The 12,451-nt window shown below is 70.0% G+C and carries 13 protein-coding genes; 7 read left to right on the top strand and 6 right to left on the bottom strand.

Translation table 11 applies throughout. The features are described 5' to 3' along the window. Positions 1–121: 121 nt before the first annotated feature. A complete protein-coding gene (locus AC1DSZ_RS12230) occupies positions 122–970 on the bottom strand; it encodes a hypothetical protein (RefSeq protein ID WP_476838643.1) in 849 nt (282 codons plus the stop codon). A gap of 157 nt (positions 971–1,127) precedes the next feature. After that, positions 1,128–1,922 (bottom strand): phosphoribosylaminoimidazolesuccinocarboxamide synthase, encoded by a 795-nt coding sequence (purC, locus tag AC1DSZ_RS12225; RefSeq protein WP_188520032.1) that lies wholly within the window; start codon positions 1,920–1,922, stop codon positions 1,128–1,130. Between the two features lie 370 nt (positions 1,923–2,292). Between purC and AC1DSZ_RS12220 the strand changes: the two genes are divergently transcribed. Next, positions 2,293–2,607 (top strand): DUF1476 domain-containing protein, encoded by a 315-nt coding sequence (locus AC1DSZ_RS12220; RefSeq protein ID WP_476838642.1) that lies wholly within the window; start codon positions 2,293–2,295, stop codon positions 2,605–2,607. Positions 2,608–2,957: 350 nt separating this feature from the next. Then, positions 2,958–3,746, top strand: coding sequence for an HpcH/HpaI aldolase family protein (locus tag AC1DSZ_RS12215; protein WP_476838641.1), 789 nt, complete (start codon positions 2,958–2,960; stop codon positions 3,744–3,746). Positions 3,747–3,790: 44 nt separating this feature from the next. Here AC1DSZ_RS12215 and AC1DSZ_RS12210 read toward each other — a convergent pair whose 3' ends face one another. After that, on the bottom strand, positions 3,791–4,702 hold the full coding sequence (locus AC1DSZ_RS12210; RefSeq protein WP_476838640.1) for a methyltransferase domain-containing protein: 912 nt from the start codon (positions 4,700–4,702) through the stop codon (positions 3,791–3,793). 81 nt (positions 4,703–4,783) lie between these two features. Between AC1DSZ_RS12210 and AC1DSZ_RS12205 the strand changes: the two genes are divergently transcribed. The 4 genes from AC1DSZ_RS12205 (at position 4,784) to AC1DSZ_RS12190 (ending at position 7,366) form a co-directional block, all read left to right on the top strand. Then, the gene (locus tag AC1DSZ_RS12205) at positions 4,784–5,593 is read left to right on the top strand and encodes a ComF family protein (RefSeq protein ID WP_476838639.1); all 810 of its coding nucleotides are present in this window, start codon (positions 4,784–4,786) and stop codon (positions 5,591–5,593) included. Positions 5,594–5,670: 77 nt separating this feature from the next. Beyond that, positions 5,671–5,925, top strand: coding sequence for a glutaredoxin 3 (gene grxC, locus AC1DSZ_RS12200; RefSeq protein WP_476838638.1), 255 nt, complete (start codon positions 5,671–5,673; stop codon positions 5,923–5,925). A gap of 33 nt (positions 5,926–5,958) precedes the next feature. Then, positions 5,959–6,819, top strand: coding sequence for a carbon-nitrogen hydrolase family protein (locus tag AC1DSZ_RS12195; protein WP_476838637.1), 861 nt, complete (start codon positions 5,959–5,961; stop codon positions 6,817–6,819). A gap of 49 nt (positions 6,820–6,868) precedes the next feature. After that, positions 6,869–7,366: a DUF1178 family protein gene (locus AC1DSZ_RS12190; RefSeq protein WP_476838636.1), complete on the top strand. Its 498-nt coding sequence runs from the start codon at positions 6,869–6,871 to the stop codon at positions 7,364–7,366. 446 nt (positions 7,367–7,812) lie between these two features. On the opposite strand, the gene AC1DSZ_RS12185 is transcribed toward AC1DSZ_RS12190, so the two are convergent. Continuing rightward, a complete protein-coding gene (locus AC1DSZ_RS12185; protein ID WP_476838635.1) occupies positions 7,813–8,226 on the bottom strand; it encodes a GFA family protein in 414 nt (137 codons plus the stop codon). A gap of 392 nt (positions 8,227–8,618) precedes the next feature. On the opposite strand from AC1DSZ_RS12185, the gene AC1DSZ_RS12180 reads away from it, so the two are divergent. Further along, positions 8,619–10,340, top strand: a complete 1,722-nt coding sequence (locus AC1DSZ_RS12180) for a methyl-accepting chemotaxis protein (RefSeq protein WP_476838634.1) — start codon at positions 8,619–8,621, stop codon at positions 10,338–10,340. Between the two features lie 152 nt (positions 10,341–10,492). Here AC1DSZ_RS12180 and AC1DSZ_RS12175 read toward each other — a convergent pair whose 3' ends face one another. Together AC1DSZ_RS12175 and AC1DSZ_RS12170 are read right to left on the bottom strand one after the other, a co-directional pair. After that, positions 10,493–11,545, bottom strand: coding sequence for a hypothetical protein (locus AC1DSZ_RS12175; protein ID WP_476838633.1), 1,053 nt, complete (start codon positions 11,543–11,545; stop codon positions 10,493–10,495). Positions 11,546–11,628: 83 nt separating this feature from the next. After that, entirely contained in the window at positions 11,629–12,360 is a 732-nt protein-coding gene (locus AC1DSZ_RS12170; RefSeq protein ID WP_476838632.1) for a phosphatase PAP2 family protein, read from the bottom strand. Positions 12,361–12,451: the final 91 nt, after the last annotated feature.

Genomic DNA, 12,451 nt, shown 5'->3' with positions numbered 1-12,451 from the left:
ATCGCCCCCATTGCGAGCCGGAGGCGAAGCAATCCAGTCTAATAGCCCGGCTTCCAGGCTGGATTGCTTCGCTTCGCTCGCAATGACGGGAGGGTGTGCCCGGCATCAAAGCCCTAGTTGGTCACGACGCCTTGGAGGTCGCGAGGCGGACTTCGCGGCGGGTGAAGACGTCCGCGTCCTTGAGCGTGCGGAGCACGAAGTCGAACCAGGACTTCACCTCGGCGAGGCCCGAGGAGGCGGTCCACAGGTCGACGTCCAGCATCTCCATGAGCTGGTCCTCGTCCGATTCCAGCACGGCTTCCAGCGAAGCGCCGTTCCGCTCGATGGCGGGCCAGATCTCGGCCTGGCAGGCCGGCAAGGTCACGAAGATAAGGTCCTGGTCCGGGAACTTGATCTTCAGGCCGGCCTCGAAGCCCGCGCCCTCGAAGGAGCCGCCGATCTCGTTCTTGACCACGAAGATGCGGTTGAGCCGGAAGGGCTTCCTGGCCACCACGGTCTCGATCAGGTTGGCGATGTCGTCAAAGGCGTGCTTCTGGGCCTTGCAGACGCAGAACAGGTCGACCTTGGGAGCGTGCTTCTTCTCCATCAGGCCGGCGAGGTTCCGGTCCGCGCCCCAAGCCACCACGCTCTGGATCACGTTGGCGCCGAGATCGACGATCGCGTTGCCCTCGAGAAACAGCGGGCCGATCTTGTCCCAGTAGCGCAAAGCCGCATTGGCGTTGTTTTCCGTCCTGGCGGCCGTGAGCGAGGCGCCGACGCCGAATTCGGTGACCCGATCAGGGTAGAGCTTGCCCAGCTTGGAGCGTCCGGACTCGTCCGTGAAGTCGGCCGCATAAAGGCCGTAGCTTTGGCCGAGCTTCTTGGAAGCGAGATACAGGATCTGCGCGACCGTGGTTTTCCCCTGGCCGCCCGCATGGGCGACGCTGATCAGGGTGGGGCCGGCGGGCAGGGGGCGAGGGGTCGAAGCCATCGGAAGGACCTTCCAGTTACGAAACGCGAACTGGATGGACATTTAACAGATAGCAATCATTACCAAAAGGTGTGCTGACGGGAATCAGTTATCATGTGAACGTTTGGTTAAGAAAAAAGCCGCCCGGAGGCGGCTTTCTACTTCGAGTTGCAAAAATCTACTGCACAAGCTTCGGGCCGCCGGCGCCGACGCGCTCGTTCTCGGTGATGATGCCGAGGCGGCGCGCCACTTCGGTATAGGCCTCCACGAGGCCCCCGAGGTCGCGACGGAAACGATCCTTGTCGAGCTTGTCGTTGGACTTGATGTCCCACAACCGGCAGCTGTCGGGCGAGATCTCGTCCGCCACCACGATGCGCATGAGGTCGCCTTCCCACAGGCGGCCGCATTCCATCTTGAAATCGACGAGGCGGATGCCGACGCCCAGGAAGAGGCCGGACAGGAAGTCGTTGACCCGGATGGCCAGCGCCATGATGTCGTCGATCTCCTGGGGGGTGGCCCAGCCGAACGCCGTGATGTGCTCTTCCGAAACCATCGGGTCGTTGAGCGCGTCGTTCTTGTAGTAGAACTCGATGATCGAGCGCGGCAGCTGCGTGCCTTCCTCGATGCCGAGGCGGGTCGCCAGCGAGCCGGCCGCGACGTTGCGCACGACGACCTCGAGCGGAATGATCTCCACCTCGCGGATGAGCTGCTCGCGCATGTTCAACCGGCGGATGAAATGCGTCGGCACGCCGATGTCGTTCAGGTGCTGGAAGATGTACTCGGAGATGCGGTTGTTGAGCACACCCTTGCCGTCGATGACCTCATGCTTTTTGGCATTGAAGGCGGTCGCGTCGTCCTTGAAGTGCTGGATCAACGTACCCGGCTCAGGACCCTCATAGAGGACCTTGGCCTTGCCTTCGTAGATGCGACGGCGGCGGTTCATCGGCGTATACCGTGTCTTGAGAAAATCCATGGGTACGGCCGGGCTCCTGGGGAGATCGTCCGCGACGTAGTACGCGGGCGGATATGGATCGGACCCGCCTCGCGCTCGCGCCCGCAAACTAGCTTATCGGGGGCGCCAGCACAATGTTGCGGCCTTTCGGCCTGCTGCGACGATCGCCTAAGCGTCCGGGCGATCAGCGAGGCTGTCCGCGTTCAGGGCGTATATGGCCCCGTGTGCGCCGCAACGCAAGCCGGAGCGGCGCCAGGAACGCCGCGACGGAAGCTGCGACGCGAGCCGCGGGCGGCCTCGTCGGAGACTGGCGCCTGAGCCGGCGCGTAGCTATATCGAGGCGAGATTCGGCGACGGCGGCACGCGCCGGGCCCAACCGAGAGGGGACATGATGACGACGTTCGACAAGCGCGAGCAGGGCTTCGAAAGCAAGTTCGCCCATGACGAGGAGCTGCGCTTCAAGGCCACCGCCCGCCGCAACAAGCTGCTCGGCCTCTGGGTCGCCGAAAAGCTCGGCAAGACCGGACCGGACGCCGAAGCCTATGCGCGCGAAGTCATGAAGGCCGATTTCGAGGAAGTCGGCGACGAGGACGTCTATCGCAAGGTCAGCGGCGACCTCGGCGGCAAGGCCACCGAAACCGAGATCCGCACCGCCATGAACCAGATGATGGCCAAGGCCGTCCAGCAGGTCCAGGACGGCGCCTGACATCAACTCAGCCAAAGGCGCGCCCCTTCTCCCCCCGGGAGAAGGTGTCAGCCGAGCTGACGGATGAGGGACTGACGTCGGGCATTCAGGCTCAAGGAGCCTCCGGCCCGGCCTCTAGACCCTCAACCGACCCTTCGGGCCACCTTCTCCCGGGGGGAGAAGGAACGCACTTCGGAGACCGAGCCTCCTTGAAGTGAGCACCCCACTGCTGCGCTGACGCCGAGGCTGCCATGTCGCGCGGCCGGGTTGCGGCTTTGGCCGGGCCCACCCTAGTGTCGGTCCCCGAAGCGGCGCCCATGTTGGCGCGCCGCCGCAAAAGCGCCGGCGCCAGGTCGGCCAGGGGAAACGCCATGCCGCTCAATCCAGCCTTCGCCTCCCTGACGCAACGCCTCGGCAAAGGCACGGGCTCGGGCCTGCTCACCGGCTGGGTCGGCCTGCCGGATCCGCTGGTCGCCGGCATGGTGGCGACCGAGCCCTTCGACAGCGTCGTGCTCGACATGCAGCACGGCTTCGTCGACCTCCACTCGGTGGTGCAGGGCATCGCCCAGGTGGCGCTGGCCGGCAAACCCGCGCTGGTGCGCATCCCGGTCGGCCAGTTCGCCACCGCGTCGCGCGTGCTGGACGCCGGCGCGGCCGGCGTGATCGCCCCCATGGTGAACTCCGCCGCCGACGCGCGGGCGCTGGTGAGCTTCACCAAGTACCCGCCGCTGGGGGAACGCAGCTGGGGCCCGGCCGTGGCGCTCAACGTCTGCGGGCTGTCGGCTCCCGAATATCTCGCCCAGGCCAACGGCCTGACCGCCACGATCGCGATGGTGGAGACCCGCGCGGCGCTGGCCGCCATCGACGAGATCCTGGCCGTGGACGGGATCGACGGCGTGCTGGTGGGCCCGGGCGACCTTTCGATCGCGCTCTCGGACGGCAAATCAGTGAACCCGATGGCGGCCGAGGTGGATTCCGCGCTCGCCCATGTGGCGCAGCGCTGCAAGGCGCACGGCAAGGCCGCCTGCACGTTCGTGACCACGGGCGCCAAGGGCGCGGACGTGATCCGCATGGGTTACGACTTCGTGTCGCTAGGCACCGACGTCATGCAGCTGCGCGCCGGCGCGAACGCGTTCATCGGCGCCTGCAAGGCGGGCTAGGGCCCGCAGGCGGGCTGATGTTCGCGGGCGGGCTAAGCCCGCGCTCAGCTTTCGCCGGGCTTCTCGCCCGCCGGCCTCTCGGGCACGCCCAGCGCGTCGGCGAGGCGGGCCTGGGCGGAGCCCGGCCGCAGCGGCTTCTGCTGGCTCTCGTGCGGGGCCCAGCCGCTCAGCCAGATCAACTCGAACGTCGCCCGCACCCGCCCGTCCGGGTCGGAGAAGCGGTCGGCGTAGATCTCGAGCGCGCGGACCAGCGTGGCGCGGCGCAAGGGCGTGCGCCGGCGGGCCGTGAGTGCGTTGGTCGCCCCCATCGCGCGCAGGTCACGCATCAGCGCCAGCGGGTCGGCGTAGCGCACCACGAAGGCGTCCGTGTCCGTGACCGGGATCGCGAGCCCGGCGCGTTGCAGCAGCGCGCCCAGGTCGCGCACGTCCGCGAAGGGCGACACCCGCGGGCTCGCGCCGCCCTCGACCTCGCTCTCCGCCTGCGTGAACGCCTGGCGCAGCTCCGTGAGCGTCGCGCCCCCGACCATGCACCCGAGAAAGAGCCCGTCCGGGCGCAGCGCGCGGCGGACCTGCGCCAGCGCGCCGGGCACGTCGTTCACGCCCTGGAGCGTGAGCAGGCTCACGATCAGGTCCACGCTTTCGGGCGCGAGCGGGAGCGCCTCCTCGTCGCCCGCCAGCGTGGTCCAGCGCGGGTCGGCGGGTTCGGGCAGGGGCGTGACGCGCGTCACCGCGCCCACCTTCGGGCTCGCGGCCAGCGCCTCCGCCGCGTAGGGGAGCGGGCCCGCGAGGTCGACCGCGCGCTCGAACCGGCGCAGCACCGCGTCCAGGCGCTCGTGCAGGTCCTCGGCGGCGCGGCGGAGCAGGAACGCGGCCCCGTGCGGGTCCGGGCCGGCGAGCGCCCGCGTGAGGCGCATGCGGGCGAGGTCGCGGTCGAACAGGCGGGGCGGCGCGCTCATGCGGGCGGGTTATGGGGCGCGGGCGCCCCCGCGTCAAACGCGTGGTGCGTTGCAGGCCCGCCCGGGCCTAGGCTCGGGCGCATGGATGAGCAAGCGCCCCCGCCAGCGCCTTCGCCCGCGCCTCCGACCGTGCGCCTGCGCGCCTGGGTGCGCTCCACCGCGCTGGCGCGAGCCGGGCTGCGCGCGGCCGTGGACGTGCTCTACCCGCCCGGCTGCGTCGCGTGCGGGCGCGCCCTCGCGCAGGCGCACGCGCTATGCCCGCCATGCTGGCGCGCCGCGCCCTGGATCGAGCGCCCGTATTGCGAGCGCCTGGGCGCGCCCTTCCCGGTGGACATGGGCCCGGGCGCGATCTCGCTCGCGGCCGCCGGCGACCCGCCCGTGTTCGCGCGCGCCCGCGCGGCCATGCGCCACGACGCGGTCGGGCGCGAGCTCGCGCACCGGCTCAAATACGGCGACCGCATGGACCTCGCGCCCATGATGGGGCGCTGGATGGCGCGGGCGGGGCGCGAGCTGCTGGCGGACGGGCCCGTGATCGCGCCCGTGCCGCTGCACTGGACGCGCCTGTGGCGCCGGCGCATGAACCAGGCGGGAGCGCTGGCCGCCGCGGTCGCGCAGGAGAGCGGGGCCGAGCTCGTCCCGGACGCGCTCGAGCGGCGGCGGCGCACGCGCTCGCAGGTGGGCCTTACCCGCAACGAGCGCGCCGAGAACCTGCAGGGCGCGTTCGCGGTCACGGAGGCGGGCAAGCTCGCCATCGAGGGCCGGCGCGTGCTGCTGGTGGACGACGTGTACACCACGGGCTCCACCGCCAACGCGGCTTCGCGGGCCCTGCTGCGCGGCGGCGCCGAGGCCGTGGACGTGCTCACCTTCGCGCGCGTCTGCCTGCCTGCCTGACCGCATGGCGCGGCGCTTGGAATTCGCGCGGGCTCGCCACTATATAGGCGGGACGAACGCGCTACCGGAGCTTCCGCATGTCCGCCGTCACCATCTACACGAAGTCGTACTGCCCCTACTGCCACTCCGCCAAGGATCTGCTGCGCCAGAAGGGCGTGCAGTTCGAGGAGATCGACGTCACCACCGACCGCGACGGCCAGGCCGCGATGGCGCAGCGCGCCGGTCGCTCCACGGTGCCGCAGGTGTTCATCGGCGACCAGCATGTGGGCGGCTGCGACGATCTTTATGCGCTGGAGCGCGCCGGCAAGCTCGACACGCTGCTGGCCGCCTGAAATCCTGAAGCGTCCCCAACGCGAGAACCCGCCATGAGCCGCACCCCCTTTATCGCCGCCTGCGCGCAGATGCGGTCCGGCGTCGATCCGGCCGCCAACATCGACCAGGCGGCCGGCCTGATCCGCGAGGCCGCGGCGGCTGGGGCGAGCTATGTGCAGACCCCCGAGATGTCAAACGCCGTGAACCGGGACCGCAACGGCCTGTTCGCGTCCATCGCGCCGGAGGGCCGCGACCCCATGCTGGCGGCCTTCCAGGGCCTGGCGCGCGAGCTCGGGATCCACATCCATGCGGGTTCGCTCGCGATCCTGCGCGACGACGGCAAGATCGCCAACCGCGCCTTCCTGATTGCGCCGACCGGCGAGATCGAGGCGCGCTACGACAAGATCCACCTGTTCGACGTCGACCTGCCCAATGGCGAGAGCTGGCGCGAGAGCCGCACCTACACGGGCGGAGACAGCGCCGTGCTGGCCGACCTGCCGGGCGGGCGGCTCGGCCTGTCGATCTGCTACGACGTGCGCTTCCCCTACCTGTACCGGGCGCTGGCCGAGGCCGGCGCCGACTTCCTGTCCGCCCCGGCCTGCTTCACGCGCCAGACCGGCGAGGCGCATTGGGTGGTGCTGCACCGGGCCCGCGCGATCGAGACCGGCTCGTTCATGATCTCTGCCGCGCAGGCGGGCCTGCACGAGGACGGGCGCGAGACTTTCGGGCATTCCATCATCGTCGACCCGTGGGGCCGCGTGCTGGCGGAAGCCGGCGACCAGCCGGGCGTCATCATGGCGGAAATCGACCCCGCCCTGGTGGCGGACGCGCGGGGCCGCATCCCGACCCTGCAGCACACGCGCACGTTCCGGGTCGAGCTCGCCGGGGCCGCGCCCCGCGCCCGGATCGCGTGAGCGCCCGACGGCGCGGCGCGGCGGCCTCCCGCAACCCTTCAGACCCCCGATGATCCGCTACGCCCTCGCGTGTGAAACCGGCCACGCCTTCGAGAGCTGGTTTCGCGACGGCGCGTCCTTTGACGACCAGGCGGCGCGCGGGCTGGTGCAGTGCCCGCATTGCGGCTCGGCCAAGGTCGCCAAGCAGATCATGGCGCCGAGCGTCGCCCGCACCGATCGCCCCGCCGCCGCGCCGGCCCCGGAGGCGAGCGATGCCGAGGCTCCCGCCACCCCGGGCGGGCCGCCGCCGGGCGGGGCGGGGCCTGTCGCGCTCTTGAGCGAACGCGATATGGCGTTCCGGGCGTTGCTGGCCGGCATGCGCGAGCACATCAAGGCCAACGCCGAAAATGTCGGTCGCGGCTTCGCGACCGAAGCCCGCCGCATGCACGAAGGCCTGACGGATTTCCGCGCCATCTACGGCGAAGCCTCCGCCGAGGAGGCCCAGGCGCTCGCCGAAGAAGGCATCGACGCCACCGCGATCCCGTGGCTGAACGACGACCGCAACTGACCGAGCTATTGCGAATGACGGTGTGCCCCTCGGCGATGCTCCGCCGTGATTCCGCTGCCGTCATTGCGAGCGGAGCGAAGCAATCCAGCTAAACGCCGGGCAGTTAGACTGGATTGCTTCGCCTCCGGCTCGCAATGACGGCGAGGCGCGGCGATGGTGGGGCAACCTACTGTCATCCACGGCGGCGCGCAGCGCCGGGAAGGGGATCCAGGGGTGAGCGCGGCGGCCCTGGATCCCCTTCCCGACCTGCTCCGCAGGTCGCCGGGGATGACGGAGGAGAGGTTTTCGCGATTTCGGCGGGCCTTTAAGGCCGTGGTTCCGCTGCCGTCATTGCGAGCGGAGCGAAGCAATCCAGCTAAACGCCGGGCAGTTAGACTGGATTGCTTCGCATCCGGCTCGCAATGACGGCGAGGCGTGTTGATGATGGGGCGTATGCGCAGCGTGCGTCAGGTCTTGAGGCGAATGACGTCGCCTTCATGGCGGCTGTCGTTTTCGCGGTCGCGTTCATGGCGGCTGGCGAGGCCGAAGGAGGGGAGCCAGCTCTCGCGGCGGATGGTCCAGAGCTCGTAGGTCGGCGCGAACCGGCTTGGCGCGTCGAGCGCGCCGAGGCTTACCTCGATTTCGTCGGCCGAGCGGGCGAAGACCGAGGAGCCGCAGCGCGGGCAGAAGTGGCGGCCCTTGAAGTCGTGGGTTTCGCCCGTCACCGTGACGGCGGTTTCGGGGTAGATCGCGGACGCGTGAAACGGCGCCCCGTGGTGCTTGCGGCAGTCGAGGCAGTGACACAGGCCTACCCGGTAGGGGTTTCCGGTCGCTTCGACGCGAACGTCGCCGCACAGGCATCCCCCGGTGACACGGTCCATGCTCCCCTCCTGCTCGCCTCGATCCATTCCAGGATATAACGGCGCAAACGAGCGTCGGGTCCACCGCGCTCGCGGGCGTCCGCGTTTGACGGTCGGGGCAGGCGCAGGCGGATCCCGCACGGGCGGACATGAATCGGCGTCGGGATCAGAAAGTCGACGAAGCGCGATGTTCTTGCCGCGGCCGCTGATCCGTTGGACGCAAGCTTGCCATGCTGACGCTTCGCCTGACGGAGGTCGATGTCATCAGCAGATAAGTTGTGCGCAATCGAATTCTATACTCTTGCGCGCGTCGCGGATAATCGCTCGTATAAGTTGAGCGACTTTCTTCACCAGTTGTGCCGAAGGCTTAACTTTTCCGACCCATGATCCGGGTGTCCGTACAGGGTCCGTTGATGCGTTTCTGGTTCAAATCCGTCGGGGCGGCCGCCAAGGCCGAGGTTGCGGGCATCGCCCCGGTGGCGGAGCCGCAGCCGACGACCCGTTCGGCGGAGCCGCCCGTTCGCGACGCCAGCGAGACGATCCGGCTGATGCAGGCCGACGTGTTCCGCAACGTCCGCGAGGTCGGAGAGGCCAATTTCGAGCTGCGCCGCAAGTTGCGCGACGCCTTTGGGCTCTTGGAGCGGCTTCGCGGCCGGGCGCAATCCTTCGCCGGCATGGCGGAGGCGGCCCGCAACAGTTCGGGCGCGATCTCGGTCGCGCTGCGCGACCTCGCCTCCGCGAGCCACACCATCAGCAGCCGCATCGGCGAATCCAGCGTGACGGTGGACGCCGCCGAGTCGCGCGCCCGGCGGGCGAGCGAGGGCGTCGGGCAGCTGCGCGACTCGGTCGCCGAGATCGGCCAGGTGGTGAACCTGATCGCCTCGATCGCCCGCCAAACGAACCTTCTGGCGCTGAACGCCACCATCGAGGCCGTGCGGGCCGGCGACGCCGGCCGCGGCTTCGCGGTGGTGGCCTCCGAGGTGAAGGCGCTTTCCATCGCCACCCAGGAGGCGACCAACCGCATCGCGTCCACGATCGACAAGGTGCGGGCGAGCGCGCTGACCTCCATCGACGACGTCTCGACGCTGGGTCTCGCGATCAGCGACCTGCGCGACAGCTTCGCGACCGTGGTGGAGGCCGTGTCCGTCCAGGTCGCCACCACCACCGAGATCGGCCGCAGCGCCGCCGAGGCGGCCCAGTTCGCCGAGGAGGTGAACATGGAGGCGCTGCGGATCGACGCCCTGGGCGACGAGGCCGTGGTGCTTGCCGGCGCGGCCGACCAGGCTTCGGAAAAGACCGACATCACGATCGCGCAGCTCAGCGACAACGCTTCGATCCTGGTCCGGCAGACCGACAACCAGGAAACCATCGCGGACCGCCTGCCGGTGGTGATCGACGCGAAGCTCCATGTCGGCGGACGCGTGATCCCGGTGCAGACCGGAAACGTCTCGCCCGAGGGCGCCTTCGTGCATACGGACGAGACGCTGCTGGACGCGGTCGGCGAGGCCGTGATCCTGGAAGCGCCGAGGCTCGGGCGTTTCGAAGCCCGGATCGCGTCCGTGAAGCGCAACGGCCTGGGGCTGCGCATCCAGAACGCCGACGCAGGCTCACGCACCGCGTTGCGCGAGCTGCTGGCGCGCCTCACCGAAAGCTATGCGCCGCTGCGGGTGCGCTCCGGCGCGCTCGCCGAGACGGTGGCGCGCCGCTACGAGGCCTTGCTGCTGGAGGGCTGGATTTCGCCCGCCGACCTGTTCGACACCAGCTATATCGCCCAGCCCGGGGCGCATCCGCCCCGTTTCGGGCTGATGCATCTGAGTGTGCTGCAGGAAGGGCTGGACCCGATCATCGACGCCCAGTGCGGCGAAGATCCCCTGCCTCTCGCGGCGTTTCTGGTTGACCGCAACGGCTTTTGCGTGGTCGCCCGCGGCCGCGCGCCGGAGGCCCGCAGCCTGCCGGGCCGCATGCTGAACGACGGCGCCGGGCTGGCGGCCGCCCGCAATCTCAGGCCCTGCCTGATCCACTCCTACGCGTCCGATTTCGCGGGCGTCGTCCAGGAAGTGAGCTCCCCGGTGTTCGTGGAAGGCCGCCACTGGGGCGCCGTGCGCACCGCCTATGGGCTGTCCGCGACGGCCTGAGATGGGCCGCGCGCCTCGCCGTCATTGCGAGGAGCGAAGCGACGAAGCAATCCAGAGGCCGGTAGAGGCGCGAGCTTTATGGCCCGGCGTCAGCTGGATTGCTTCGCTGGCGCTCGCAATGACGGGAGGGGACCCGCCACCGTGCGGGCCGATCAGCCTCCGACCACGCCCTTGCTGGTCTGCACGGTCCAGGCTTTGCCGCTGCGCTCGATGGCGTCGATGCGGCCGATGCCCGGGAGGACGTCGCCGCGGGCGACCTCGTAGAGGCCGCCGGGGCCTTCCAGCAGCGCGATGCCGTTGAAGACGCCGCGGACGGACCAGCCCTTCAGGGCGTCGGGCTTGGCGGGAGCCTTGGCGGCCACGACGGGCGCTTCGGGCGGAGGCGGCGCGACGGCGGCCGGGGCCGGCGCAGGCGCGATCGACGCGGTCGTGACGGGATCGCGCTGGCGATCGAGGCGATCGGCGCGGTCGAGCTTCTCGGCGATGGCGGCGATGCGGGCGGCCGGTTCGCGCTCGAACTGCTCGAGCCGGGCGATCTGGGCCGCGACCTGCGCGAGGGCGCCGGCCGAGTCAGCCTTGGCGCGTTCGGCCTGGGCGCCGATCTGCGCCACGGCGGCGGCGGTTTCGGCGCGGGACTTCTCGAGGCTGTCGCGCAGCGCGGCGACGCGCTTTTCCAGCGCGCGGATCTCGTCGGAGCCGGCCGTGCGGTCCACCGACGCCTTCACGACGTCCACGGCGGCGCGCAGGCCGCGCAGGTCCGAGGCGAGCTTCTGGGCGTCGCGGGGGTTTGCGGCGGCGCCGGTTCCCTTCCACTGCGTCATCGCGAGAACGGAGCGGACCTGCTCGGTCTCGTGATGGGCGGCCGCAAGCGCGCGATTCTGGAGCTTGTGCGACACCAACCCGCCCGCGAGGGCGCCGACGCCGAGCGCCACCGCGACGCCCGCCGCAAGCGGGGCGTAGCGCCGGGCCGAGGAGGCGTTGACGTGGGCGGCGGTCGCCCTGGCGCGAGCGCGCATCAGGGCGGTCTGCGCGGCGATCACGCTTTTCGGCACTTCCTGGACGGTCGCCTTGGCGAGTTCGGGCTTGATCTCGGGCTTGGGCTCGACTTTGGGCTCGGGCCGGACCTCAGGGGCGGCGGAGGCCGCGATCACGGGGGCGTCGGAGCCGGCCGGGGCGGTTTGGGAAGACTCGGAGACGGTCGTCATGGCGGAGCCTCGGAATGGATCTCCACCCTTTGGTAACCACGATTGTTTACCTGTTTCTTACCAAGCCGGACGGAAACGCAATCTCAGGTTGTGGCCGATCCGGCGGGCTGCTCTTCGGGGGGCTGCTCGACCGCCCCGCGCCGCTGCAGGACGCGCGCGAGCTGCCAGCACAGCATCGCCCAGGCGCAGCCGACTGCCCAGCCGCCCAGCACGTCCGTGGGCCAGTGCACGCCCAGATAGACACGGCTGCAGCCAATGGCGACGGCCAGCAACAGGCCGAGCGCGACCACGAAGGCCTTGACGCGACGCTTGGAGCTGACCCGCGCGAGCAGCGCGCCCAGCGTGATGTAGGCCACCGCCGACATCATCGCGTGGCCGCTCGGAAAGCTCAGCGTGTGCACGTCCACCAGATGGGCCACCAGGGCCGGGCGCGGGCGGTCGAAGCCGATCTTCAACACGAAGGAGAGGAGCGTGCCGCCGCCGATGGAGACGGCCGCGAACAGGGCCGCGCCGCGCTTTCCGTCCATCACGAGGTAGAGGATGGCCGCGATCGTGATGAAGCTCAGCACCGTGACGCTGCCGAGCGCCGTGATGTCGCGCATCACGCCCTCCAGCCAGGGCGGGCCGATGGGGTTGGCGGCGTCGCCGGGCGTGCGCAGGGCCAGGAGGATGCGCTGGTCGAAACCGTGGGTGTCGCCCTCCACGACCTCGTCGGCGATCTTCACGAAGGCGAAGAGCCCGGCCGCCACGATGGACAGCGCCAGAACGGAGCCGAGTTCGAGGCGGAAGCGGTCGCGCAGTTGTTCGAGGATCAAGGGAAGCTCCATCTGCGCCGCAAGCTAGGGGCTGCGACGATCCCGCCGGGAACCCGCGATCCCGCCGCGGGGTTGCACCACACCCGAATGT

It is taken from the genome of Alsobacter sp. P4_H11 (assembly GCF_056400925.1).
Note: the sequence above shows the minus strand (reverse complement) of the source record. Positions and strands in the feature narration are given on the sequence as shown.

Bases quoted from the DNA above. Each gene is read 5' to 3' on its own strand.
- AC1DSZ_RS12230 (WP_476838643.1), bottom strand. From the start codon at position 970: ATGGCTTCGACCCCTCGCCCCCTGCCCGCCGGCCCCACCCTGATCAGC.
- purC (WP_188520032.1), bottom strand. From the start codon at position 1,922: ATGGATTTTCTCAAGACACGGTATACGCCGATGAACCGCCGCCGTCGC.
- AC1DSZ_RS12220 (WP_476838642.1), top strand. From the start codon at position 2,293: ATGACGACGTTCGACAAGCGCGAGCAGGGCTTCGAAAGCAAGTTCGCC.
- AC1DSZ_RS12215 (WP_476838641.1), top strand. From the start codon at position 2,958: ATGCCGCTCAATCCAGCCTTCGCCTCCCTGACGCAACGCCTCGGCAAA.
- AC1DSZ_RS12210 (WP_476838640.1), bottom strand. From the start codon at position 4,702: ATGAGCGCGCCGCCCCGCCTGTTCGACCGCGACCTCGCCCGCATGCGC.
- AC1DSZ_RS12205 (WP_476838639.1), top strand. From the start codon at position 4,784: ATGGATGAGCAAGCGCCCCCGCCAGCGCCTTCGCCCGCGCCTCCGACC.
- grxC (WP_476838638.1), top strand. From the start codon at position 5,671: ATGTCCGCCGTCACCATCTACACGAAGTCGTACTGCCCCTACTGCCAC.
- AC1DSZ_RS12195 (WP_476838637.1), top strand. From the start codon at position 5,959: ATGAGCCGCACCCCCTTTATCGCCGCCTGCGCGCAGATGCGGTCCGGC.
- AC1DSZ_RS12190 (WP_476838636.1), top strand. From the start codon at position 6,869: ATGATCCGCTACGCCCTCGCGTGTGAAACCGGCCACGCCTTCGAGAGC.
- AC1DSZ_RS12185 (WP_476838635.1), bottom strand. From the start codon at position 8,226: ATGGACCGTGTCACCGGGGGATGCCTGTGCGGCGACGTTCGCGTCGAA.
- AC1DSZ_RS12180 (WP_476838634.1), top strand. From the start codon at position 8,619: ATGCGTTTCTGGTTCAAATCCGTCGGGGCGGCCGCCAAGGCCGAGGTT.
- AC1DSZ_RS12175 (WP_476838633.1), bottom strand. From the start codon at position 11,545: ATGACGACCGTCTCCGAGTCTTCCCAAACCGCCCCGGCCGGCTCCGAC.